Annotated in this window: 23 protein-coding genes; 8 read left to right on the top strand and 15 right to left on the bottom strand. The window is 66.2% G+C overall.

The window, feature by feature from the left end; genetic code table 11:
- Positions 1-342 precede the first annotated feature (342 nt).
- From BST27_RS21685 to BST27_RS21675, 3 genes are all read right to left on the bottom strand, one after another.
- Positions 343-1,869: a M28 family metallopeptidase gene (locus BST27_RS21685; protein ID WP_069421055.1), complete on the bottom strand. Its 1,527-nt coding sequence runs from the start codon at positions 1,867-1,869 to the stop codon at positions 343-345.
- Between the two features lie 88 nt (positions 1,870-1,957).
- Positions 1,958-2,383, bottom strand: coding sequence for a DUF2752 domain-containing protein (locus tag BST27_RS21680; protein WP_069421054.1), 426 nt, complete (start codon positions 2,381-2,383; stop codon positions 1,958-1,960).
- A 13-nt stretch (positions 2,384-2,396) separates the two neighbouring features.
- Complete coding sequence (locus BST27_RS21675; protein ID WP_069421053.1) at positions 2,397-2,726, bottom strand: CD225/dispanin family protein; 330 nt, start codon at positions 2,724-2,726, stop codon at positions 2,397-2,399.
- Between the two features lie 258 nt (positions 2,727-2,984).
- Between BST27_RS21675 and BST27_RS21670 the strand changes: the two genes are divergently transcribed.
- Positions 2,985-3,497 (top strand): serine/threonine protein kinase, encoded by a 513-nt coding sequence (locus BST27_RS21670; RefSeq protein WP_069421052.1) that lies wholly within the window; start codon positions 2,985-2,987, stop codon positions 3,495-3,497.
- 12 nt (positions 3,498-3,509) lie between these two features.
- Here the strand turns inward: BST27_RS21670 and BST27_RS21665 are convergent, their stop codons facing one another.
- From BST27_RS21665 to thiO, 4 genes are read right to left on the bottom strand one after another with little or no spacing between them, the layout of a single operon-like run.
- Positions 3,510-4,268, bottom strand: a complete 759-nt coding sequence (locus BST27_RS21665; RefSeq protein ID WP_069421051.1) for an SGNH/GDSL hydrolase family protein — start codon at positions 4,266-4,268, stop codon at positions 3,510-3,512.
- Positions 4,265-4,969 (bottom strand): thiazole synthase, encoded by a 705-nt coding sequence (gene thiG / locus BST27_RS21660; protein WP_276014789.1) that lies wholly within the window; start codon positions 4,967-4,969, stop codon positions 4,265-4,267. The genes BST27_RS21665 and thiG overlap by 4 nt, the downstream gene beginning before the upstream one ends.
- A gap of 46 nt (positions 4,970-5,015) precedes the next feature.
- Positions 5,016-5,213, bottom strand: a complete 198-nt coding sequence (thiS, locus tag BST27_RS21655; RefSeq protein ID WP_069421049.1) for a sulfur carrier protein ThiS — start codon at positions 5,211-5,213, stop codon at positions 5,016-5,018.
- Positions 5,210-6,268, bottom strand: a complete 1,059-nt coding sequence (gene thiO, locus BST27_RS21650) for a glycine oxidase ThiO (RefSeq protein ID WP_069421048.1) — start codon at positions 6,266-6,268, stop codon at positions 5,210-5,212. The genes thiS and thiO overlap by 4 nt, the downstream gene beginning before the upstream one ends.
- 146 nt (positions 6,269-6,414) lie before the next feature.
- Here thiO and thiE point away from each other — a divergent pair, with 146 nt between their 5' ends.
- Positions 6,415-7,095, top strand: coding sequence for a thiamine phosphate synthase (gene thiE, locus BST27_RS21645; protein ID WP_069421047.1), 681 nt, complete (start codon positions 6,415-6,417; stop codon positions 7,093-7,095).
- Here the strand turns inward: thiE and BST27_RS21640 are convergent.
- The gene (locus BST27_RS21640) at positions 7,079-7,690 is read right to left on the bottom strand and encodes an NUDIX hydrolase (RefSeq protein WP_069421046.1); all 612 of its coding nucleotides are present in this window, start codon (positions 7,688-7,690) and stop codon (positions 7,079-7,081) included. The genes thiE and BST27_RS21640 overlap by 17 nt on opposite strands.
- Before the next feature lie 135 nt (positions 7,691-7,825).
- Between BST27_RS21640 and glnX the strand changes: the two genes are divergently transcribed.
- The 5 genes from glnX (at position 7,826) to BST27_RS21615 (ending at position 13,423) form a co-directional block, all read left to right on the top strand.
- Complete coding sequence (gene glnX, locus BST27_RS21635) at positions 7,826-9,172, top strand: protein kinase G-activating protein GlnX (protein ID WP_069421045.1); 1,347 nt, start codon at positions 7,826-7,828, stop codon at positions 9,170-9,172.
- Positions 9,172-10,149 (top strand): glutamate ABC transporter substrate-binding protein, encoded by a 978-nt coding sequence (locus BST27_RS21630; RefSeq protein WP_069421044.1) that lies wholly within the window; start codon positions 9,172-9,174, stop codon positions 10,147-10,149. The genes glnX and BST27_RS21630 overlap by 1 nt, the downstream gene beginning before the upstream one ends.
- Entirely contained in the window at positions 10,149-12,452 is a 2,304-nt protein-coding gene (locus BST27_RS21625; RefSeq protein WP_069421043.1) for a serine/threonine-protein kinase PknG, read from the top strand. The genes BST27_RS21630 and BST27_RS21625 overlap by 1 nt, the downstream gene beginning before the upstream one ends.
- A gap of 170 nt (positions 12,453-12,622) precedes the next feature.
- Complete coding sequence (locus BST27_RS21620) at positions 12,623-13,054, top strand: Hsp20/alpha crystallin family protein (protein ID WP_069421061.1); 432 nt, start codon at positions 12,623-12,625, stop codon at positions 13,052-13,054.
- Between the two features lie 30 nt (positions 13,055-13,084).
- Positions 13,085-13,423, top strand: coding sequence for a hypothetical protein (locus BST27_RS21615; protein WP_139805288.1), 339 nt, complete (start codon positions 13,085-13,087; stop codon positions 13,421-13,423).
- Between the two features lie 150 nt (positions 13,424-13,573).
- On the opposite strand, the gene BST27_RS21610 is transcribed toward BST27_RS21615, so the two are convergent.
- The 3 genes from BST27_RS21610 to fgd are packed head-to-tail and all read right to left on the bottom strand — an operon-like array spanning position 13,574 to position 17,811.
- Positions 13,574-14,719: an acetate kinase gene (locus BST27_RS21610; protein WP_069421041.1), complete on the bottom strand. Its 1,146-nt coding sequence runs from the start codon at positions 14,717-14,719 to the stop codon at positions 13,574-13,576.
- Complete coding sequence (gene pta, locus BST27_RS21605) at positions 14,712-16,787, bottom strand: phosphate acetyltransferase (protein ID WP_139805291.1); 2,076 nt, start codon at positions 16,785-16,787, stop codon at positions 14,712-14,714. Before pta ends, BST27_RS21610 begins: the two co-directional genes overlap by 8 nt.
- A gap of 13 nt (positions 16,788-16,800) precedes the next feature.
- Positions 16,801-17,811 (bottom strand): glucose-6-phosphate dehydrogenase (coenzyme-F420), encoded by a 1,011-nt coding sequence (gene fgd, locus BST27_RS21600; protein ID WP_069421039.1) that lies wholly within the window; start codon positions 17,809-17,811, stop codon positions 16,801-16,803.
- A gap of 178 nt (positions 17,812-17,989) precedes the next feature.
- On the opposite strand from fgd, the gene BST27_RS21595 reads away from it, so the two are divergent.
- The gene (locus tag BST27_RS21595) at positions 17,990-18,730 is read left to right on the top strand and encodes an MBL fold metallo-hydrolase (RefSeq protein ID WP_069421038.1); all 741 of its coding nucleotides are present in this window, start codon (positions 17,990-17,992) and stop codon (positions 18,728-18,730) included.
- Positions 18,731-18,741: 11 nt separating this feature from the next.
- Here BST27_RS21595 and BST27_RS21590 read toward each other — a convergent pair whose 3' ends face one another.
- The 4 genes from BST27_RS21590 to BST27_RS21575 are packed head-to-tail and all read right to left on the bottom strand — an operon-like array spanning position 18,742 to position 22,776.
- The gene (locus BST27_RS21590; RefSeq protein WP_139805287.1) at positions 18,742-20,058 is read right to left on the bottom strand and encodes an NtaA/DmoA family FMN-dependent monooxygenase; all 1,317 of its coding nucleotides are present in this window, start codon (positions 20,056-20,058) and stop codon (positions 18,742-18,744) included.
- Positions 20,055-21,176 (bottom strand): LLM class flavin-dependent oxidoreductase, encoded by a 1,122-nt coding sequence (locus tag BST27_RS21585; RefSeq protein WP_069421036.1) that lies wholly within the window; start codon positions 21,174-21,176, stop codon positions 20,055-20,057. The genes BST27_RS21590 and BST27_RS21585 overlap by 4 nt, the downstream gene beginning before the upstream one ends.
- Positions 21,173-22,261, bottom strand: a complete 1,089-nt coding sequence (locus BST27_RS21580) for an LLM class flavin-dependent oxidoreductase (protein ID WP_069421035.1) — start codon at positions 22,259-22,261, stop codon at positions 21,173-21,175. Before BST27_RS21580 ends, BST27_RS21585 begins: the two co-directional genes overlap by 4 nt.
- A complete protein-coding gene (locus BST27_RS21575) occupies positions 22,258-22,776 on the bottom strand; it encodes a GNAT family N-acetyltransferase (protein WP_069421034.1) in 519 nt (172 codons plus the stop codon). Before BST27_RS21575 ends, BST27_RS21580 begins: the two co-directional genes overlap by 4 nt.
- Positions 22,777-22,831 lie beyond the last annotated feature (55 nt).

Genomic DNA, 22,831 nt, shown 5'->3' with positions numbered 1-22,831 from the left:
CGAAGGCTGAATCGCACGATGGGGCATCACAACACTCCTCACTCAAAGAGGTGTTGCATCGATGGCTTGAAACCGCAGCCTTCACGGGGCAATAAGCCCCACACTCGACGGCCCAAACGGCCCAACCCCGCGTGCCTCCCCCCTCGAGTGTGTGGCCTGTGCACCCGAGTTCGCGTTCACGGGGCAATAAGCCCCACACTCGACGGCCCACACGGCCCAACGCCGCCTGCCTCCCACCCCGAGTGTGTGGCCTGTGCACCCGAGTTCGCCTTCACGGGGCAATAAGCCCCACACTCGACGGCCCAATCGGCCCAACCCACCTTTAACGCCCCCAGGCGCGCATCACGACTTGGTGAGCACGTGGCGCGTGCGATCCTCCATGACCGGTACTCCGTTGCGGCCCGTCAGATCCTGCGCGTATAGGCCTACGGCGTAGGCGACCCCGCCGCCTTGTATCCCCAACGAGGTTTGGTCGATGTGCTCGACGGTGTCACCCTTCTGGTGATAGTTGGGGTCGAACGGCTCATCGGCGGTCCCGCCCCACAGCTTGGCCTCCTCCTCGGTCTTCTTGACCTCGGCGCCCGAGAACAGCCCGCCCGACGGAATACCCGCCAAGGTAAACCCGTCATAGTCGGAGCGGCCGTCGAAAGATGTGTCGCGCGGAGTCTTGCCGGCGGACCGCAGATAGGCCGCCAAGGTGCGCTCAATGCCCGCGGATCCCTCCGGCACCACCGGCTGACCACGAGCGTCCAGCGGCAGCGACTGGTCGCCGTCATAGGTGAAATAACCCGGATTGGGCGATCCCAGCATGTCGAAGTTCAAGTAGAGGGCGATGCTCTTGAGCGCGTCGAGATCTAACGACTCGACATAGTTGCGGGACCCGATCAGCCCGAGTTCCTCGGCCCCCCAGAAGCCGAACCGCACCGCATTGCGAACGTTCGGCGAACTGCCCAGTTGCACAGCGGTTTCCAGCACTGCGGCCACCCCGGAGCCGTTGTCGTTGATGCCCGGCCCCTCCGGCACGCTGTCCAGGTGCGCACCGGCCATCACCACGTCGGTCGGCGACCCGGTCTTGGTCTGCGCAATGACGTTGCGAGCCTTGAAGTTTTTCGTCTGCGCCTTGAGCTTGACCGTTATCGGTCCGGTCTTGCCGCGCAACTGGACCGCGACGGACTTGGTGACACTGACGACGGGGATCTTGACCTCCGTGTTCGCCCCCAGCGTGCCGCCCATGGACTGCTCGTCGACGTTGTCGGCGATGATCAGCGCGGCGGCTCCGCGCTGGGCCGCGGCGTCTTCCTTCTGCGCGAATTGGCATTCGCCGCGGTCCACCAACACCACCGCGCCCTTCACGGGCAGGTTGTCATAGTCCGACGGCGTGCAGCCCGGGCTTTCCTCGACGGGCGCCAGAACCAGCGGCCCGGTCACCCCTTGTTCCGGCGTCGGCAGGCTGTATTCGAGCGCCCGCGCTTCTGACTTGAAGTCGCCGATCGCCACCGAACCCTTCTCGGCCTCGAACACGCTCGCCGAAAACTCCGGTGTCTGTACGTCGAATCCGTTCTTGCGCAACACGTCAACCACATAGTCGACGCTTTGCTCATATCCCGGGGTGCCCACCGCGCGGGTCCCGTTGTTGGCATTGGCGATGTCCTGCAACTTCTGCAAGTGCGCCATCATCGCGTCGGTATGGACCTTGTTGCGCAAAGCGTTGGCGAATTCCGACGCACCAGGGGTCGCGACGGGATTTGTGATGGTGCTGGGCGTCGACTTCTTAGACCAACTGTCGCAGCCTATTACCAAAGAGGCCAGGAATACGGCGACGGCGGCGACCGCCAACGCCGCCCGCATCGTGTTCGGTTTGTTCCCCATCGGGCTCAGATTAGACCGCAGCGCGTGATGTTGCGAAAAGCCGTAGCTGCACAAGTGGATGCGGATCTCGGCATCACGGCGATCCGAATCAGACAAACAGGGCGGTGAACGGCGCAAAAGGCAGGTTGCGCAGCACCAGCCAGGCCACCCACAGCACCAGGGCCACCATGGCACCCCAACGCGAATGCTGCCAACTTGTGATCCGACGACCCACCACGCGGCCGTAGGTCCAAGCCAGATACGCCCATACCAACAGCACCACCGCGACCAGGCCCAACGCGTTGAACCGGACAGCCGCCCACACATTGCCGTGCATCAAGCTGTACAGCATTCGCATGCTGCCGCATCCTGGGCAGTCGATTCCCAGCAACGCCTTGGTGGGGCAGGGCGGCAGTACGCCGTTCGGGGTGGTCGGATCACCCGCCCAGATAGCGGCGCACACCAAGATCGCGGTGCCGGCCACCAGCAGTGGCGCACCCAACCTCACTGGCGCCGCTCTCTGGCGGGTCACCATGAGTGTTGCGGACCTAGAACAACGTGGAGGCAATCATGGCCGCAGTGTCCGGACTTGCGGCCAAGCCGCCGACGATCGACAGGATGACCCAAAGGACACCGCCAACAACGCCGGCAACGATCGCTATGATCCCCCACTTCTTCGCAGCATCGGCGGACGCCTGTGCCTCGGCATACTGACCCTGCGCCCACAACCCGCTGACCTGGCTGGCTTTGACGACAGCGTAGACCCCGGGAAGCAAGCAGAACAGCAGCCCGATAATCGCGATCACCAGATTGTTGTTTGGCGGTTGCCCGGCGGGCGGCTGCTGCGGCGGGTATCCCGGGGGTGGTGGCTGAGTCATGAATTCTCCAGATCAAGAGAAGTTAGCTGGGGTGAAGCGGTGCTTACCATACCGGACCCGATTCGCTCTGGCACCACTTAAAATCGCCGTATTGTCGGCCGCCTGAATTTCCCTGGGCGTTCTGGAATTTGGATTTTCGCCACGGTCGAGGTCGGACCGGGCCGGAGCGATCCGCCCTACTATCCAATAAGCCACACAAATAGACTCCTGAATGTCAGAGCAGTCGCACCGTCGGTGCGACGACGTAAGGAGTTCCGGATGTCTCACCTCACCAACACGCTGCGGGCCGCTTCCGCCGCAGCGGTCATCGGCGGTTTTGCATGCCTTGGTACGGCTACGGCGAACGCTGACGACCCCAATGTCGACACCCTGGCCTCCTCACTGTCGAAGGGCTACTCGCTGAGCAACTGCATCGTCGAAGACCCCGCCCCCGCCGGCACGCTGGCGGCAATCTCCTGCCAGGAGAGCCCGGACCCGAATGGACCGGTCAAAGCCACCTACCTGCTCTACAACAACCCTGGTGACCTGTCCGCTTCGTTCCACAACAGCATCAAGGACGTCGAAACCACTGCCTGCGGGGACAGCGGGAAGTCGCCGACAACCTGGCGCCAGGGCAACGCTCAGAGTCCTGCCGGACAGGTCGCCTGCGGGACCTATCAGGGAGCGGCAGAGATCATCTGGACCACGGACGCCAAGAACGTGTTGAGCTACGTCAAGGGGCACAACACCGACGTGCAGGCCCTCTACCAGTGGTGGCGCACCAACGGCTGACCGTTACAACCATTACAGTTGCGCCGCAACGAGTTCCGCGACGGCGCGCATGCCGGCGGCGTTAGGGTGCAGGGGCGCGGCCCGACCCGGTAGCGGCACACCGGGTTTGGTCGTCCACGGCTCCGCCGACCACGCGTGATGGTCGCGGCTGGCCGCCGCGGCGCCGACCGACTCACAACCCGTCGACGATGCGGCCTCGGCGGTAAGTCGTTCCAGCGTGGACGCGACGTGGCGCCCCAGGTCCGCGTCTGCGTTTGAGAGCGGTGCGGCCGACTCCCCGGTAGGCGGCAGAATCGTCAGATAGTCAACGAAGAGCACCCGCGCTTGCGGGGCACGTCGGCGCACCGCGGCACCCACCTCGCACAGCGCGTCGGAGGCCTGCGCCAGCGCCGCGTCTCGCGCCGCGCGGTCCAGCAGTTCACCGATGCGCGCACCGAGCAGCGGCAGGTGCCGCGTGAAGTTCGGTAGGGACGCCGCCGTGAGCAGCGGTACGTAGCCCACGTCGTTCCCGCCGATGGTGACCGTAACCAGGCTCTCCGAGCCATCCAGCGCCTCGATTTGCGGTGGGGCACCGTGCTGACGATCGGAGAGGATGTGCGCGGTTGTCGCACCGGAATAGGTGACGTCGACGAGTTCGAAGTTCAGCCGCGCAGCGAGCAGGTGCGGGTAATTGCGCGCTGAACGTCCCGCCGGCCAGGGCGCACCCGTCGCCCGCGGCCGGATTCCGGGCCCGGCTGCCATGGAACTGCCCAGCGCGACATATCGTTTCATCGGGGCGGACTGGAAGCTTGAGCCCAGAAGCGCTTCGGGATCCGCCCGGCCCGGCGGGCCAGATACCCGGCGTTCACTGCTGCGGCCATCGCGGCCGCCATCGTTGGCGGGTCGGCCGCGCGGGTGACGGCGGTGGCCAATAGCACAGCGTCACAACCCAATTCCATAGCGAGCGCGGCATCGCTTGCGGTCCCGATGCCAGCGTCGAGAATCACCGGCACACCCGCCCGCGAGACGATCATCTCGATGTTGTGCGGATTGGTGATGCCGAGTCCGGTGCCAATCGGCGAGCCGAGCGGCATCACCGCGGCACACCCGGTGTCCTCAAGTCGGCGCGCCAACGCCGGGTCGTCATTGGTGTAGGGCAGAACCACAAACCCGTCGTCCACCAATTGCTCGGCAGCCCTGACCAATTCGACCGCGTCGGGCAGCAGAGTGCGTTCGTCGGCAATGACCTCGAGCTTGACCCAGTTGGTGTTGAGCGCCTCGCGGGCCAGTTGCGCAGTCAGCACCGCCTCGGCGGCGCCGCGACAGCCGGCGGTGTTGGGCAGCGGTGTGATGCCGAGCCGGTTGAGCAGGTCCAGCAGTCCGGTTCCACCCTCGGCGTCGACTCGGCGCATTGCGACGGTCGTCAGTTCGGTGCCCGATGCGATCAAGGCCTGTTCCAGCACCGCCAGGTTCGCCGCTCCCCCGGTACCCATGATGAGCCGCGAGGCGAAGCTGCGGTCGCCGATCGTCAGTTTCGCGTCATCCACCCTGCACCGCCGTCACCACTTCGAGTCGCGCTCCATCGGAAAGCTTTGTCGTCCAATGGGATCGCGGCAGCACCGTCGAGTCCACGGCCACCGCGATGCCGCGGTCCGGGAATCCCAGCGAATCCAGCAGCGCGGCCACGGTGGTCTGTTCGTCGACCTCGACCTGCTGTTCGTTGACTAGCACCTTCATGGGTTGGCTCCCACCGGAACAAGTTCGGACATGATCTGTTCGGCCGTCCATGGTGCCAGCAGGAAACCCGACCGACCGTGGCCCGCGGCCACGAGGGTCCGCTCGTCCAGGCGGTGTACCAGGGGCAGGTTGTCGGGGGTCATCGGGCGCAATCCCGCGGCACACTCGGCCAATTCGTATTCTCCGAGCGCCGGCACCACCGCGCACGCATCGTCGAGCAGGTCACGCACCCCGGACACGACGGGCGCGATGTCGCGGCCGTGCTCGTACTGGGTGGCGCCGACGACGACGCCGTCCCTCCGCGGCACCACGTACACCTGCCGGCCATGCACCCGGGCTCGAATCACTCTCTGCAACAACGGCATACATCCCTTCCGCCAGCGCAGGCGGAGCACCTCACCCTTCACCGGGCGTACCGGCAGGTCGGGCCACAGCGCCGGGGCGTCGATTCCGTTGGCGATCACCACGGTAGCGCCCTCGGCCCCCGCAAAGGCCTCCGCCAACTCGCTCACCGGCGCGGCCCACAGCACACCGAGGCGTTCGCACTCTCGGGTGAGCGCGTCGACCAGGGCCCGGTTGTCCACGGCCAGTTCGGTGGGTGCCCGGAAGCCGTGTCGGATTCCTTGCGCCAACTGAGGTTCGACGTCGCGGACGGCGGACTCCCAGGACACCGGATGCCCCTGCGCAGACAGCCAGTCGGCAACGGTGCGCAGGTCGGCGACGTCGGCTTGGTCGACGGCCACGACCAGCGACTCGCGGGCGGTGACCACGTGCGGCGGCAGGCCGTCCAGGTACCCGCCCTCGCGCCACAGACGTAACGACTCCAGACCGAGCTGTAACAACAGTTCCTCGCCCGGCCAGCCTTCACTGTGCGGAGCCAGCATTCCGCCGGCCACCCAGGACGCGCCGCGTTCGCCGGTGCGATGCACCCGCACCGACCATCCGGCTTGGGCCGCCCGGCGCGCGATAGACAGACCGATGACGCCGCCACCGATTACGGACAGGGATCCCACCGCGCCGCCAGCGGAGTTGGCTGGTTTCGCTGGGCCGGTCATTTCCTCCTCCCTTCGCCGGCATGACCCGGATCAGGTGTGACGGTCAGGGCAGGTCCACGTTCTGGCAGTGCCCACTCTCAGCCCCGCTGGTACCCGGGACTCCCGTGTGTTTTTCAGCGTCCACGCTAGCGCGCTAACGTCGCGATGTGCACGCAGTAGTTCGTCACGATGCCCGGCTGGCCGCCGCCAAGCTTTACCTGTGCACCGATGCACGCCGTGAGCGCGGCGACCTGGCCGAGTTCGCCGACGCGGCCTTGGCCGGCGGTGTCGACATCATTCAGCTGCGCGACAAGGGCTCGGCCGGCGAGCAGCGGTTCGGGCCGCTGGAGGCGCGGGACGAGCTGGCCGCCTGCGAAATCCTCGCCGACACCGCCCACCGGCACGGCGCGCTGTTCGCGGTCAACGACCGCGCCGATATCGCCCGAGCGGCCGGTGCGGACGTCCTGCACCTGGGCCAAGGCGACTTGCCTCCGGCCACGGCGCGCGAGATCGTGGGACCCGACGTCGTCATCGGCGTCTCCACCCACGACGAGGTCCAGGCGGCAGCGGCCCAGGCCGACGACTGCGACTATTTCTGCGTCGGCCCCTGCTGGCCCACCCCGACCAAGCCCGGCCGCCCCGCACCCGGGCTCGACCTGGTCCGGACCGTCGCAGGGCTCGGCGGTGACAAGCCTTGGTTCGCCATCGGCGGCATCGACGCGCAGCGGTTGCCGCAGGTGCTCGACGCCGGGGCCCGGCGGATCGTGGTGGTCCGGGCGATCACGGCCGCCGACGACCCCCGTGCGGCCGCCGCGCAACTGAAGGCGGCGCTTACAGCAGCGAGCTGATCAGAAGGCTCAACTTCGACGGAGCCTGATCGGCATCGCCCGGCATGCACCAGACGAAAACACCCTCTTCGACCTGCAAGGTGCGCGGCAGCAGCTGGCGGCGCTCGTCGCCATGGTCGAGCGGCACGGTGGCCCGCGACGTGCGCAGCCGTTGCCAACTGGCGGCGAACCCGGGATGCAGCGGCAGGTCGTCCACCTCGTCCTCCGCCACCCAGCGCAGCTCGGCGCTTTCCCGGTTGGGCAAGGTATCCAGCATCTCGTTGGCGTCGGCCACCACGGTGGTGTAGGTCCAACCAGTGCCACTTGCGGCGGCGGTCACCAGGGTCCCGCGCACGGTGAGCTGCTCGGCGAGCAGACCCGCCTCTTCTCGGGCCTCACGCACGGCGGTCTGTTCCGGCGTCTCGTGGCTGTCGCGGGCGCCGCCCGGCAGCCCCCAGGTCCCGCCCTGGTGGCTCCAAATCGCCCGGTGTTGCAGCAGCACCGCCGGGGTGCCGTCGGCGCGCGGTGCCCGGAGTAACAGGCCTGCGGCGCCGAACTTGCCCCAATAGTGGACACCACGGTCGGATATGACCCATCCGTCGCCGTCGCCCTGCACGCACTCAGGATAGGCATGGCCCGGTAGATAGTTTGCGGGCAATCGGCTCCACCTACCCCCATCTGCGGAAAGCTTCTCTTAGAATTTGCTTATGAAGGCCGGTAAGATCGCCGGAGAGATGAGGTCCGAACAGTCGTGACGGTTGAGCTGGCGCATCCGTCGACCGAACCGCAGGGATCGCGCTCGCCCGCCGAACCGGCGCATCCGCGTTGGTGGTTCATCTCCACAACCCCCGGCCGCATCCTGACCATCGGGATCGTTTTGGCGACGCTCGGTGTGACCAGCGCCTTCGCCACGTCGACGACGATCAACCACCGCCAACAGGTGCTGACGACCGTCTTGAACCACACCGAACCGTTGTCGTTCGCGGCCGGGCATCTCTACACGACGCTGTCGGTCGCCGACGCCGCCGCCGCTACCGCATTCATCGCGCAGGCCGAACCACGCGCCGTTCGCATCCGTTACGAGCAGGCCATCACCGAGGCCGCGGTCGCCGTCACCCGGGCGTCCAGCGGACTCACCGACGAACTGCAGTGCGGAGGGAAGCCTCCGATCCCGTGCGTGCAGTTGCTGGGCAGGCTCAACGCCGAACTGGCGGTCTACACCGGGCTGGTCGAGATCGCCCGCACCAACAACCGCGCGGGTAATCCGGTGGGCTCGTCCTACCTGTCGGAGGCCTCCGGGCTGATGCAATCGACAATCCTGCCCGACGCTCAGCAGCTGTACCAGGCGACGTCGAACCGGGTGGACACCGAAACCACCGCATCGACGCAGGTCCCAGCGCCGGTGATCCTCGTCGTCGCGACCACCATTGCCTTCGGAGCATTCGCGCACCGCTGGCTGGCCAGGCGCACCCGCCGACGAATAAACCCGGGCCTGGTGGTGGGCGGGCTCGGTATTCTCGTCATGGTGGTGTGGGTCGGAACCGCGTTGACTATCTCCACGACGGCGAGTCGGAGCGCGAAAGACACTGCCGCCGAGTCTCTGAAGACCGTCACCAACCTGGCCATCACGGCCCAGCAAGCACGAGCCGACGAGACGCTGTCGTTGATCCGCCGCGGCGACGAAGAGGTTCGCAAGCAGGCGTTTTATCAACGTATCGACACGATGCACCGAGAGCTCCAGGAATACATGGCGCGCCACGACGCGGTCGACAAACCCGATCTGCAGGGCGCCGACCAGCTATTGGTCCGCTGGCAGCAGGCCAACGACCGGATCAACGCCTACATCTCCGTCGGGAATTACCGGGCCGCCACCCAGGTCGCGCTGGGCAAGGGTGAGGACGACTCCACTCCGGCGTTCGACAAGCTGGACGAGGCGCTGACCAAGGCAATGGAGCAAAGCCGTAACCGGCTGCGCAATGACGTTCTCAACGCGCGTCGCGGCCTGGCCGGCGCGCAGGTGGGCGGGGTGGTGCTCAGCCTGGGCGCCGCGATCGCGGTGGCCCTGGGGCTGTGGCCGAGGCTGAAAGAGTACCGGTGATGAGGCGCGTGCCTATCCCGCGCCGGGCAGCGGGCCTGGCGTTGGCCGCGTTTCTGCTGGCCGGTTGCGGGCAACCGGAGCCGCTGACCGTGGAGGCGACGCCGACGCTGGCGCAGCCCACCCCGGTCGGAATGCAGGAGATGCCGCTGCAACCCCCGCTGCCGCCGGACAACACCGCCCAGGACTGCAATCCCACCGCGAGCCTGCGCCCCTTCCCCAACAAGGCCGACGCCGACGCCGCGGTGGCCAATATCCGCGCCAGGGGTCGGCTGATCGTGGGGCTCGACATCGGCAGCAACCTGTTCAGCTTCCGCGACCCGATCACCGGCGAAATCACCGGCTTCGACGTCGACATCGCCGGCGAGATCGCCCGCGACATCTTCGGCGGCCCATCGCATGTCGAGTACCGCATCCTGTCGGCCGACGAGCGGATAACCGCGCTGCAGAAGTCGCAGGTCGACGTGGTCGTCAAGACCATGACCATCACCTGCGAGCGGCGCAAGCTGATCAACTTCTCCACCGTCTACCTCGACGCCAACCAACGCATCCTGGCCCCGCGGGACTCGCCGATCGCGAAGGTCAGCGATCTGTCGGGCAAGCGGGTATGCGTGGCCCGGGGCACCACGTCGCTGCGCCGCGTCCGCGAGATCGCGCCACCACCCATCATCGTTTCGGTGGTGAACTGGGCCGACTGCCTGGTCGCCATGCAACAGCGGCAGATCGACGCCGTCAGCACCGACGACACGATCCTGGCCGGCCTGGTCGAAGAAGACCCGTATCTGCACATTGTCGGACCGAACATGGCCAACCAGCCCTACGGCATCGGAATCAACCTGGACAACACCGGCCTCGTCCGGTTCGTCAACGGCACGCTCGAACGCATTCGCGGTGACGGCACCTGGAACACGTTGTACCGCAAGTGGTTGACCGTTCTCGGGCCGGCGCCCATACCGCCCCAACCGAGGTACGTGGACTGATGGGCAAACCAGAATCGGAATCGGCAGAGCACGTCGAGCACGTCGAGCACGTCGATCACGAAGACTCGATGCCCGGTACCCAACCGGTGGATCCGGCGGACATGCACACCACCGGGGCGTCGCAACGACCGCAGGCCACCCAGGCCCTGTTCCGCCCCGATTTCGACGACGACGATGACGACGACCTGATCTACCTGGGCAGCACGTTGGACGCCGAGCCCAACGACCGGATGGTGACCACCCGGCTGCAACAGGTCCGGCGGCTTGCCGGCGGGCTGGTGGAGATTCCGCGGGTTCCCGACATCGATCCGCTCGAAGCCCTGATGACCAACCCGGTGGTGCCGGAATCGAAGCGGTTTTGCTGGAACTGCGGACGGCCGGTCGGGCGGTCCGGCGCGGAAGGCGAGGGGAGCTCGGAAGGCTGGTGCCCATACTGCGGCAGTCCGTATTCATTCCTGCCGCAACTGAGCCCCGGTGATGTCATCGCCGGCCAGTACGAGGTGAAGGGCTGCATCGCCCATGGGGGGCTGGGCTGGATTTACCTGGCCCTGGACCGCAACGTCAACGACCGCCCGGTGGTGCTCAAAGGCCTGGTCCACTCCGGCGACGCCGAAGCCCAGGCGATCGCCATGGCCGAACGCCAATTCCTGGCCGAGGTCGTACACCCGTCGATCGTGCAGATCTTCAACTTCGTCGAGCACACCGACCGGCACGGGGATCCCGTCGGCTACATCGTCATGGAGTACGTGGGCGGGCATTCGCTCAAACACAGCGCGAAAAAGGGCGGAAAGCTGCCGGTTTCCGAGGCGATCGCCTACATCCTGGAAATCCTGCCCGCGCTCGGCTACCTGCACGGCCTCGGCTTGGTCTACAACGATCTGAAGCCGGAAAACATCATGCTCACCGAGGAGCAGCTCAAGCTGATCGACCTGGGTGCGGTGTCGCGGATCAACTCGTTCGGATATCTCTACGGCACCCCGGGTTTTCAAGCGCCCGAGATCGTGCGGACCGGCCCGACGGTGGCCACCGACATCTACACCGTGGGACGCACGCTGGCTGCGCTGACCCTGAACCTGCGCACCCGCAACGGCCGCTACGTCGACGGTCTCCCCGAAGACGATCCGGTGCTGAAGAAGTACGACTCGTTCGGCCGCCTGCTGCGCCGTGCCATCGACCCGGACCCGCGGCGCCGATTCGCCACCACCGAGGAGATGTCCGCGCAGCTGATGGGGGTGCTGCGTGAGGTGGTCGCCCTGGACACGGGGACGCCCAGGCCCGGCCTGTCGACGATTTTCAGCCCCAGTCGCGCGACGTTTGGCGTCGAACTGTCGTTGGCACACACCGACGTCTATCTGGACGGTCAGGTGCATTCGGAGAAGTTGACTGCGAAGGAGATCGTCACCGCGCTCTCGGTGCCGCTGATCGATCCGAATGACGTCGCGGCTTCCGTTCTGCAGGCCACGCTGCTGTCGCAGCCGGTGCAGACGTTGGACTCGCTGCGGGCGGCCCGCCACGGTTCGCTGGAAGCGGAGGGCTTGGACGTGTCGGAGTCGGTCGAGTTGCCGCTGATGGAAGTGCGGGCCCTGCTGGACCTGGGTGACGTCGCCAAGGCCACGCGCAAGCTCGACGACCTGGCCGAGCGAGTGGGCTGGCGCTGGCGGCTGGTCTGGTACCGGGCGGTCGCCGAACTGTTGACCGGCGACTATGACTCTGCCACAAAGCATTTCATCGAGGTGTTGGACACCTTCCCGGGCGAGTTGGCGCCCAAACTGGCGTTGGCCGCGACCGCGGAATTGGCCGGGCGGCCTGACGAGAACGATTTCTACCGGACCGTCTGGAAGACCAATGACGGCGTCATCTCGGCGGCCTTTGGGTTGGCCAGATCCCTTGCGGCCAAAGGGGATCGAGTCGGAGCGGTGGAAGTTCTCGACGAAGTTCCGCCCACTTCGCGGCACTTCACGACGGCCCGCCTCACCAGCGCGGTGACCCTGCTGTCGGGCCGCTCGACCAGCGAGGTCACCGAGGAGCAGATTCGCGACGCCGCGCGCCGGGTCGAGGCGCTGCCACCCACCGAACCCCGAGTCCTGCAGATCCGCGCCCTGGTGTTGGGCAGCGCGATGGACTGGTTGCAGGACAACGAGGCAAGCACCAATCACATCCTCGGCTTCCCGTTCACCGATCACGGGCTGCGCCTGGGCGTGGAGGCGTCGCTACGCAGCCTGGCCCGGATCGCGCCCACCCAGCGGCACCGCTACACCCTGGTGGACATGGCCAACAAGGTGCGCCCCGTCAGCACGTTCTAGTGCAGTTGTGGGTTGCCCGGACCTGCCGTCAATCCTGTTCCCACGGAACATGATTAGCTCAAATCGGGGTGTCGCGCCTTGCAGTGTTGTGGGCTTGATTGATATAACAAATGTATGTCCTAGGACATAGATTTACCTGCCAATTCAACACTGGACTGGAGGTGGCGACGATGCTGATGCGTACAGATCCGTTCCGTGACCTCGACCGCTTCGCGCAGCAGGTGTTGGGAACCGCGGCCCGTCCGGCGGCTATGCCGATGGATGCCTGGCGCGATGGTACGGAGGTCGTCATCGAGTTCGATCTGCCCGGGGTTAACGCAGATTCGCTAGACCTGGAGATCGAGCGCAATGTGGTCACACTGCGCGCGGAGCGACCCCAGGTCGATGCGGACCGGGAGATGCTGGCCCAAGAACGCCCACGGGGCGTGTTCCACCGGCAGCTGGTGCTGGGTGACAGCCTTGACACCGAAAAGATCAGGGCGTCATACGAAGACGGAGTGCTGCGACTACACATCCCGGTGTCGGAGGAAGCCCAGGCACGCAAGATCGAGATCACGCGCGGCGGCGACCACGGCGAAGAGCACAAGGCGATCGCCGCCTGACCGGCTGGCGTGCAATGGCGGGAGTGTCCGATGACTACTGCGCGATGTACGGTATTGCCGGCCAGCGACGCGATCAGCATTCCCGAAGCGGCCGTTCTGCCTCTGATTCCCGATGCTGCCGCGCTGATCGCCGAGGTCGAAGCCGTCCTCGAGGCACTGGCTCCCGCACCACTGCCGCCAGCGCCGCCGGCGACCGGGTGCGACCTCATGACGCCCCGGTCGGCTGGTCGGCCGTGGGCGGCACCGGCCTGTCCGTGGCGTGAGCCTGCACACCGGGTGCGACCGGTTCAGCGGAGCCCTCCGGCCTCGCGTGACGACCTTTACTCACATCTCGATGAGAGGCAGGTGATGGCGTTAGCGGAGACGTAAACCCAGACATTGCACAGCAGTCCGCAATCCCGGCCAAAGACGGAACGCAGGCGACGGCAACGCGTTCATGCCCAGCGGGGCGATGCGGCCGGGGCGGGCCGCGCCCACGCCGACTACGGCGAAGAGCCCAGCCTCACTGACCTCGGAATGCTATAAGACGCTTACGCAGTCGCGGGCGATGGCCAACTCTTCGTTGGTCGGGATCACCAACACACTGATTTTTGAGCCTTCCGCCGAGACCCGCCGGGCGTCCCGCGCGGGTCCGCAGTTCCGCTCGTCGTCAAGTTCGATTCCGAGTTCTTCCAGGCCGGCAAGGGCGTCCCGCCGCACCGCCGCGTCGTGTTCGCCGATGCCGCCGGTGAAGGTCACCACGTCGGTGTGGCCCAGTACCGCAAGGTAGGCGCCGATGTACTTGCGCAACCGGTGGATGAACACGTCGTAGGCCAATCGCGCTGCGCCGTCGCCCGATTCGATCATCGACCGCAGCTTGCGGAAGTCCCGTTCGCCGGCCAGGCCCAGCATCCCGGACCGCTTGTTGAGCAACGCCTCGATCTCGTCCACGTCCATCTTCGTGGTGCGCCACAGGTAGCTGTAGATACCGGGGTCGATGTCACCGCTGCGGGTACCCATGACCAGCCCCTCCAGCGGCGTCAGGCCCATCGACGTATCGACAGCCCGGCCGCCGCGGATCGCGGAGGCCGATGCGCCGTTACCCAGATGCAGCACAATCTGATTCACGCCGTCCAACGGCCGGCCCAGGAAGGCGGCGGCCTGCTCGCTGACGTAGCAGTGCGATGTGCCATGAAACCCGTACCGCCGGATGTGCCACCGCTCGGCCAACTCCCGGTCGATCGCGTACGTCGCCGCGGCGGCGGGCAAGTTATGGAAGAAGGCGGTGTCGAACACCGCGATGTGGGCGACATCGGGCAGCAACTTGCGCGCCTCCTCGATGCCTGCCAGCGCGGGCGGGTTGTGTAACGGTGCCAGTGGCGAAAGTTGCTCGAGCTTGCTCACCACCGCATCGTCGAGCGGCGTGGGTCGGTAAAAGTCCTTGCCGCCGTGCACAACTCGATGACCGACCGCGACCAGGCCGCAATGGCGCAGGTCGATTCCTTCCTCGGCCAGCATGTCGAACGCGCGCCGTAGCGCCGCGTCGTGGTCGGGCACCGACGACGACGGTTCCCCGATGTTCTCGACGTTGCCACTCGCGCGGGACTTGCCGGAATCGGGGTCGACGAGTTTGAACTTCAGGGACGACGAGCCGGAATTGATCACCAACACCGTGCGGCTACTCATGGGGGACACCCTGCGCCTGAATCGCCGTGATGGCAACGGTATTGACAATGTCTTCGACCAGCGCCCCTCGGGACAGGTCGTTCACCGGTTTACGCAAACCCTGCAGCACCGGCCCGATCGCCACCGCGCCCGCCGATCTCTGCACTGCCTTGTAGGTGTTGTTGCCGGTGTTGAGGTCCGGAAAGATCAGCACCGTGGCCCGGCCGGCCACCGGCGAATCGCGCAGCTTGGTGGCCGCCACCGACGGATCCACCGCGGCGTCGTACTGTATCGGTCCCTCGACCAGCAGCTCGGAATCCCGGGCCCGCACCAATTCCGTTGCCGTTCGTACTTTGTCGACGTCGGCACCCGAGCCGGAGTCGCCGGTGGAATACGACAGCATGGCCACCCGGGGTTCGATGCCGAACTGCGCGGCGGTGCGCGCCGAACTGATGGCGATGTCGGCGAGTTGTTCGGGCGTGGGATTCGGGATGATCGCGCAGTCGCCGAAGGCCAGCACCCGGTCGGGCAGACACATGAGGAAGATGCTGGACACGGTCGAGACATCCGGCACGGTTCTGATGATCTGCAAGGCTGGCCGAACAGTGTGTGCGGTGGTGTGGGCCGCCCCGGACACCATCCCGTCGGCCATGCCGCTGTACACCAGCATGGTGCCGAAATAGGTGGCGTCATTCATGATGTCGCGAGCCTGGTCGAGCGTGACACCCTTGGCCTTGCGCGACTCGGCGTATTGCTCGGCGAATTGGTCGCGCAGGTCGCTGGTGCGCGGATTGATCACCGTTGCGTCGTCCAGCTTCACGCCGAGTTCGGCTGCACGGGAGCGGACTTGGGCCTCGTCGCCCAGAATGGTCAAGTCGGCGACACCGCGTTGCAGCAGCCGCCCGGCGGACTTGAGGATGCGGTCGTCTTCGCCTTCGGGCAAGACGATGCGTTTGCGGTCCGAGCGGGCGCGTTCCTGCAGCAGATGGGTGAACATCTGCGGCGTGGTGACGGTGGGGATGGGGATGGTGAGCTGCGCCAGCAGGTCGTCGAGATCGACGTGACGGTCCATCAATTCCAGCGCGGTGTCGATCTTGCGATGCGACGACGCGGTAACCCGACCCCGCGCTGCGGCGGCCGCGCTGGCCGTGTCGAAAGTACCCAAGGGGGTGGTGATGATCGGCAACCTCAGGTGCAGCCCGGCCACCAGCTTCGCGATCGAGGGATGCAACTCCAGCCCGCCGTTGAGCACGAGACACGACAACGACGGAAACCCCTCGGCCGCATGGGCACTCGACACAGCCAGCACCACGTCGGAACGATCACCGGGGGTGATCACGGCCATTCCCTCGCGCAACCGTTCCAGCACGTGGTCGGCGGTCATCCCGGCGACCATCAAGCCCATGACCTCCCGGTGGGTCAGCTGTTCGTCGCCGCGGATCAGGGTCCCGCCGACGGCCGGCACCAGCTCGGCTACCGTCGGAGCGCTCAGCAGCGGATCTTCGGGCAGCACATAGCTGCGTGGGGTGAATTTCCGCAGTGCCTCGCGGACGGCGTCGATCTCGCTGGGTTCGCACCGGTTGGCCACCACCGCGGCGGTGTGGGCGCGCTGAGCGGAGAGCTCGGCCAGGCAGAGCTCGACGACGCCGGCCACCTCGGTGGGCGTGCGGCCCTTGGCCCGGACCGTCAGCAGCACCGCCGCGCTTAGGTTGACGGCTATGCGCGCGTTGACCGAAAGCTCGGCGGGGGTCGCCACGTCGGTGTAGTCGCTGCCGACGATCACCACCGCATCGCACTGGTTCGCCACGTTGTGATACCGGTCGACGATGGTGGCGATCGCATCGTCCTTGCCCTCATGCAATTGCTGGTAAGTGACGCCGAAGCACTGCTCGTAGGGCAGGCCGGCGCTGGTCTGTTCCAGCAGCAACTCGAGAATGTAGTCGCGGTCGTCACTGTTCGCGGGGACCCGCGTGATCGGCCGGAACACACCAACTTTGGCGACCATCGACGACAATCGATGCAGCAGCCCCAACGCGACCGTCGACTTACCGGTCTCGGATTCGGGCGCCGCGACGTAGATGGCCTTCAAAGCAGGCCCGTTGTCAGCCAAGTCGGCGCAGCCTGGGTTCCAGGTCCCTCTGGAAGAGCTCGAGGAACCGGCGCTGGTCGTGACCCGGCGCGTGGAACACCAGATGGTTGAGGCCCCAAGTCACGTACTGGCCAACCTTTTCCACCGCCTCGTCGGGATCCGATGCCACGATCCAGCGCTTGGCGATCTGTTCGATCGGTAGCGCGTCCGCGGCCTTCTCCATCTCGATCGGGTCGTCGATGCTGTGCTTCTGTTCGGCCGACAGCGACAGCGGCGCCCAGAACCGGGTGTTCTCCAGCGCCAAGTCCGGATCCGTGTCGTAGGAGATCTTGATCTCGATCATCCTGTCGATGTCGTCGACGTTGCGGTCGTTGGCCGCCGCCCCCTCCTTGACCGCGGGAATCAGCTTCTCTGTGTAGAGCTCCTCGCCCTTGCCGGACGTGCAGATGAAACCGTCGCCGGCGCGCCCGGCGTACTTGGCCACCGCGGGGCCACCGGCGGCGATGTAGACGGGGACGCCGCCCTCCGGGACGTCGTAAATCGAGGCGCCCTTGGTGTGGTAGTACTCGCCGTCGAAGTCGACCCGGTCGCCGCGCCACAACTCGCGCATCAGTCGCACCGATTCGCGCAGCCGGGCGAACCGCTCCTTGAACTCCGGCCAGTCGCCCTCGTACCCCGTAGCGATCTCGTTGAGCGCCTCGCCGGTTCCCACGCCGAGGAAGATGCGGCCCGGGTACAGGCAGCCCATGGTTGCGAAGGCCTGCGCGATGACCGCGGGGTTGTAGCGGAAGGTCGGCGTGAGCACCGAGGTGCCCAGCTGTAGCCGCTTCGTGCGTTCGCCGACGGCGGTCATCCACGCCAGCGAGAACGGGGCGTGCCCGCCCTTGTGCCGCCACGGCTGGAAATGGTCGCTTACCGTCGCGCTGTCCATGCCGTGTTCTTCGGCGGCGACGGCCAGTTCGACCAGCTCGCGCGGTGCGAATTGTTCAGCGGATGCCTTGTATCCGAGCTTCAGTTCAGCCACTAGTTCTTTCTACTCCCTGCCTTCGGGTCGCGACCCGCCGCGCCCGGCTTCGCCGCGCTCGCGATCGCTCCCAGCCCTTCGGGTCGCGACCCGCCGCGCCCGGCTTCGCCGCGCTCGCGATCGCTCCCAGCCCTTCGAGTCGCGGGCCGCTGCATCCGCGCTGTTTAGACTCGCGGGCATGCCAGAGCTCGTACAGGTGACCGACACAGTCCATCTCGCCCACGGCGAAGCCGTCAACTGGACTCTCGTCACCGACGACAAGGGCATCTTGTTGATCGATGCCGGGTATCCGGGCGACCGCGACGATGTGCTGGCCACCTTGCGCGCGCTCGGCCACGGACCGGCCGACGTGCGCGCCATTCTGCTGACGCACGCACACATCGACCACCTGGGCACGGCCATCTGGTTCGCCCGCGAACACGGCACGCCGGTGTTCTGCCACGACCGCGAAGTCGGTCACGTCAAGCGCGATTACCTGGAACAGGTGAAGATCACAGCTCTGGCACTGCGACTCTGGCGCCCGCGGTGGGCGAAGTGGACCGTCCATGTGGTGCGCAGCGGCGGCCTGATCCGGGAGGGCATTCCCACTGCGCTGCCGCTGACCGACGATGTCGCGGCGGGGTTGCCGGGCCATCCGCGGCCCGTCTTCAGCCCCGGGCACACCAACGGGCACTGCTCGTATCTGGTTGACGGAGTGTTGGTCAGCGGCGACGCACTGATCACCGGCCATCCCCTGTTACGGCACAGCGGGCCGCAATTGCTGCCGGAAATCTTCAGCTACAGCCAAGAGGATTGCATCCGTAGCTTGTCGGCACTGGCCGAGGTGGAAACCGAGGTGTTGGCGCCCGGCCACGGCGCCCTGTGGCGCGGGCCGATCCGCGAAGCCACCGACGCCGCCCTGAAGCTGGCCACCGCTTAGGCCGAGGCAAGCTAGCCCGCCAGGTGCTCCTTCAGCGTCTGCCCCGTGTATTCGGTGCGGTACGCCCCCCGCTCCTGTAGCAGCGGTACCACCTTGTCGACGAACTCATCCAGGCCATGCGGCGTCAGGTGCGGCACCAGGATGAACCCGTCGCAGGCGTCGGCCTGGATGTAGCGGTCGATCTCGTCGGCGATGTGCGTGGCCGTCCCGACGAACTGTTCACGACTTGTGACAGCGATGATGAGCTCGCGGATGGACAAGTTCTGCGCCTCGGCGCGCTGACGCCACTTGCGGGCCACCGCAATCGGGTCACCATGCCGAACTCGCCCCTGGGTGATGTTGCTCTCGACGACCGGATCGAAGTCAGGCAGTGGACCATCCGGGTCATAGTCCGAAAGCTCACGGCCCCAGACTTGTTCGACCATCGCTATCGCGGTGGCGGGGCTGACCTGCTGCTCGCGGATGTGCCGCGCCTTATCCCGCGCCTCGTCGGCGGAGTCGCCCAGCACAAAGGTCGCAGCTGGAAAAACCTTCAGCTGCTCGGGGTCTCGCCCTGAGGCGCGCGCCCTCCCTTTCACATCGGCGTAGTAACGCCGGCCGTCTTCGAGGGAACCGTGCAGCGTGAACAACGCGTCCGCGTTGCGCGCACCGAATGACCGGCCCTCGTCGGAATCCCCGGCCTGCAACAACACCGGGTGCCCTTGCGGGCCTGCCGGCAGCGTCGCGTAACCGCGCACGTCGAACTGGCTGCTCCGGTATTCGACGCTGTGGATTCGCGCCGGGTCCACATAGACTCCGGCATCGACGTCGGCCACCACGGCGTCGGAGTCCCAGCTGTCCCAGAACTTGCGTGCCGCGGTCAGGAACTCCTCGGCGCGCACATACCGGTCGGCGTGGCTGAGGAAGCCACCGCGGCGGAAGTTGGCCCCGGTGAAAGCATCTGACGAGGTGACGATGTTCCACCCCGCACGACCGCCGGACAGATGATCCAGGGTCGCGAATTGCCTGGCCACTTCGAACGGCTCGTTGAAGGTCGTGTTGATGGTGCCGGTCAGACCGATCCGCTCGGTGACCGCGGCCAAGGCCGCGAGCACGGTAAAGGTATCCGGGCGTCCCACCACATCCAGGTCATAGATCTGGCCGCGGTGCTCGCGCAGCCGCAAACCTTCAGCCAGGAAGAAGAAGTCGAACAGCCCGCGCTCGGCAGTGCGAGCCAGGTGCACGAAGGAGTCGAACTCGATTTGACTGCCCGAGCTGGGGTCGGTCCATACCGTGGTGTTGTTGACTCCTGGGAAGTGAGCCGCGAGATGAATTGGCTTGCGCTTCACGCGTTCAACCCCCAACGCTTGGCGATGAGCTCATGCGACCGCAGCCGGTCGGCGTGCCGGTAGGTGACTGAGGTGATGACCAGTTCGTCGGCGCCGGTCACACGTTGGAGTGCGTGTAACCGCTCGGCCACTTCATCTGGGCATCCGACGAATTGCGTTGCGGTTCGGTCCTTTACCACTTCGAGTTGCTCGTCGGTCAACGGCTCGCACTCGTCGGGGTTCGGGTAGGGTATGGCTCCGCCGCCTGCTCGGATGGAATAGACCCAATGCCCATAGCTGGACGCCAGCTTGCGGGCAGTTTCGGTGTCCTCGGCCACCACGACGTCGGCCGACACCACCACGTAGGGACGCTGCAGCCTCTCGGACGGTACGAACGCTTCCCGGTAGGCGTCGACGGCTTCGATCGCGGTGGCCGGAGTGATGTGGTAACTGCCGACGAACGGCAGGCCTAACTCGCCGGCCAGTTGAGCGCTTGGCCCCTTGGTGCTGCCGAAGATCCAGGGCGTCAGGCCGGCGCCCTCACCGGGCACGGCGTGCAGGTCGACCCCGTCCACTTGGAATGTGCCGGTGAGCATTGCGATGATGTCGCGGATTTGATCGGCGAAGTCGGGTGCGACCGCCTCAGGCTGTTGCAGCACCGACATTGCCGCCTGGATCTGGCTGAGCCCCAATAGCTTTCGCAGATCGAATGGCGTCGGGATCACCACGCCGTCAACCTCGCGCCACTCCCGCGGTGGCTTGGGCTCCTGGGTTTTCGGCTTGTCTTGCTGCTTCTGGCGGCGCTGCCCGGACCGGCCCAGGCCAAGATCGATGCGGCCGGGATAGAAGGCGTCGAGCATTCCGAAGCTCTCCACCACCGACGCGGTCGTGTGGTGTCCAAGCTGCACGGCGGCGGAACCCACCCGAATGGTGTTGGTGGCCGCCGCAATTTGTCCGATCAGCACGGCCGGCGACGAACTGGCCACCCCGACGAAATGGTGTTCAGCGATCCAGAACCGACGGTAGCCCCACCGCTCGGCGTGCTGGGCCAGTTCGACCGTGTTGCGCAGCGCGGTTGCGGCGTCGCTGCCGACACTGATCGGCGACAGGTCCAGGATCGACATCGGGACGGGTGTCATCGAGTCGCCGCCGCATAGCGGTTGGGCGCCACCGGAAGTCCGAGCCGCTCGCGCAGTGTCTCGCCCTCCCGGTAGGCCGTGCGGAATGTGTTGGCCTTTTGCAAAATCGGCACCACTTCGTCGACGATCACCGGCAGATCCGCCGCGTTCACGGCCGGCCGCAGCCGCACACCGTCGATACCCTGGCGCTGCCAATCCAGCAAGAGGTCGACCAGTTCGGTCGCGGTGCCTCCCCAGACCAGCGCGTCGGACTGAAAGTCGGTATCACCGTGGAAGGAAACCACCACGTCCGCAAAGACTTTCAACCGATGACCCGGCGGCAACTCGCCGAGAATGCCGCCGAGCGGCGACTCGTCGGTTGGCGTGATGAAGACGAGATCGGCGCTGCTGGCGGCGAATTCATAGATCGGCCCCGCGTGCGCCAGCGCGGCGACCACCGGTTGGCCCTGCGGGGGACGCGGCGTGATCGATGGCCCCTTGACAGAAAAGTATTTCCCGGTGAAGTCGATGTAGTGCAGTTTGTTCCTGTCGATGTAACGCCCGGTGGCCGCGTCTCGGATCACCGCGTCGTCTTCCCAACTGTCCCATAGTCGGCGCACTACCTCGACGTAATCAGCGGCCTCGTCAAACAATTCCGCCACGTTGATCGACCTACGGCCGAACAACGCCGCCTCGTGTGCGGTGGAACTGACTCGCGCCTGCCACCCGGCTCGTCCATGGGAGACATAGTCAACGGTGGCAATGGCTTTGGAGATATGGAATGGCTCGGTGTGGGTGACCGTAGCCACCGGGATCAGCCCGATGTGCTCGGTCGCCGGTGCGATGCGGGCCGCGACCAATACGGCGTCGCCGCGGCCGGCCAGCCGCTCTGGCCGGATGCGCTCGCCACGTCCGATTTGTGGCATCAGGGTGTCGTCGATGGTGAGGAAGTCGAGCAGCCCGCGCTCGGCGGTGGTCGCCAGGTCCGTCCAGTAGTGGCCGCTCAGCACCGACGGGGTGTGGGGGTCTGACCTCAACGTTGACCGCCACGCCTGTGGGTGCCAGCCGTAACCGTCGAGTGCGACGGCCAGATGTAACTGCGTCATACGAGGTCTTTCAGGAAAGCGATGGGAAATACCGGGCCGATCGTGGGCAACGGCTCGGCAAGCTGGGTATACCCGGCCGCTCGATACAGCTCTTCTGCCTCGGGTTGCCGATTGCCGGTGATCAGGTAGACCTTCCGATAGCCACGTGTCCCGATCTCGGTTTCCAGCGCGGACAGCAGCGCCCTGGCGTAACCGCGACGGCGGTGCTCGCGGTCCGTCCACACCCTTTTCAGTTCGGCGGTGTCGGCGTCATACCGGCAGAAGGCACCGCCGGTGATCGGACGCCCGTCCAGAACCCCGATCAGCATGCCGCCGTCCGGGGGCTCGAACTCACCGGGCGGACCATCGCGCAGCCAGGCCGCTATCGCGTCCTCCTCCATCTCGTATCGCTGCGCGTACTCGGCGGCCAGGTCGGCCAGCAGTGGCTGGGCGAGCGGGTCATCCAGGGCGACGGGTATGAAGTTGACCTGCCCCGCTGCTGCGGCTTGGCCAGACTGACGACTGAAAGAAGACACCACGTAACTGTCTAACGCCGCGAACCCGTCTGCATTCCAGCCCGAAGTCTAGATT

It is taken from the genome of Mycobacterium intermedium (genome assembly GCF_002086275.1).
Taxonomy (GTDB): Bacteria; Actinomycetota; Actinomycetes; order Mycobacteriales; family Mycobacteriaceae; genus Mycobacterium; species Mycobacterium intermedium.
Note: the sequence above shows the minus strand (reverse complement) of the source record. Positions and strands in the feature narration are given on the sequence as shown.

Coding starts and splice junctions, on each gene's coding strand:
- BST27_RS21685 (WP_069421055.1), bottom strand. CDS start 1,869: ATGGGGAACAAACCGAACACGATGCGGGCGGCGTTGGCGGTCGCCGCC.
- BST27_RS21680 (WP_069421054.1), bottom strand. CDS start 2,383: ATGGTGACCCGCCAGAGAGCGGCGCCAGTGAGGTTGGGTGCGCCACTG.
- BST27_RS21675 (WP_069421053.1), bottom strand. CDS start 2,726: ATGACTCAGCCACCACCCCCGGGATACCCGCCGCAGCAGCCGCCCGCC.
- BST27_RS21670 (WP_069421052.1), top strand. CDS start 2,985: ATGTCTCACCTCACCAACACGCTGCGGGCCGCTTCCGCCGCAGCGGTC.
- BST27_RS21665 (WP_069421051.1), bottom strand. CDS start 4,268: ATGAAACGATATGTCGCGCTGGGCAGTTCCATGGCAGCCGGGCCCGGA.
- thiG (WP_276014789.1), bottom strand. CDS start 4,969: ATGGGTACCGGGGGAGCGGCGAACCTGGCGGTGCTGGAACAGGCCTTG.
- thiS (WP_069421049.1), bottom strand. CDS start 5,213: ATGAAGGTGCTAGTCAACGAACAGCAGGTCGAGGTCGACGAACAGACC.
- thiO (WP_069421048.1), bottom strand. CDS start 6,268: ATGACCGGCCCAGCGAAACCAGCCAACTCCGCTGGCGGCGCGGTGGGA.
- BST27_RS21630 (WP_069421044.1), top strand. CDS start 9,172: ATGAGGCGCGTGCCTATCCCGCGCCGGGCAGCGGGCCTGGCGTTGGCC.
- BST27_RS21625 (WP_069421043.1), top strand. CDS start 10,149: ATGGGCAAACCAGAATCGGAATCGGCAGAGCACGTCGAGCACGTCGAG.
- BST27_RS21620 (WP_069421061.1), top strand. CDS start 12,623: ATGCTGATGCGTACAGATCCGTTCCGTGACCTCGACCGCTTCGCGCAG.
- BST27_RS21615 (WP_139805288.1), top strand. CDS start 13,085: ATGACTACTGCGCGATGTACGGTATTGCCGGCCAGCGACGCGATCAGC.
- BST27_RS21610 (WP_069421041.1), bottom strand. CDS start 14,719: ATGAGTAGCCGCACGGTGTTGGTGATCAATTCCGGCTCGTCGTCCCTG.
- BST27_RS21595 (WP_069421038.1), top strand. CDS start 17,990: ATGCCAGAGCTCGTACAGGTGACCGACACAGTCCATCTCGCCCACGGC.
- BST27_RS21585 (WP_069421036.1), bottom strand. CDS start 21,176: ATGACACCCGTCCCGATGTCGATCCTGGACCTGTCGCCGATCAGTGTC.
- BST27_RS21580 (WP_069421035.1), bottom strand. CDS start 22,261: ATGACGCAGTTACATCTGGCCGTCGCACTCGACGGTTACGGCTGGCAC.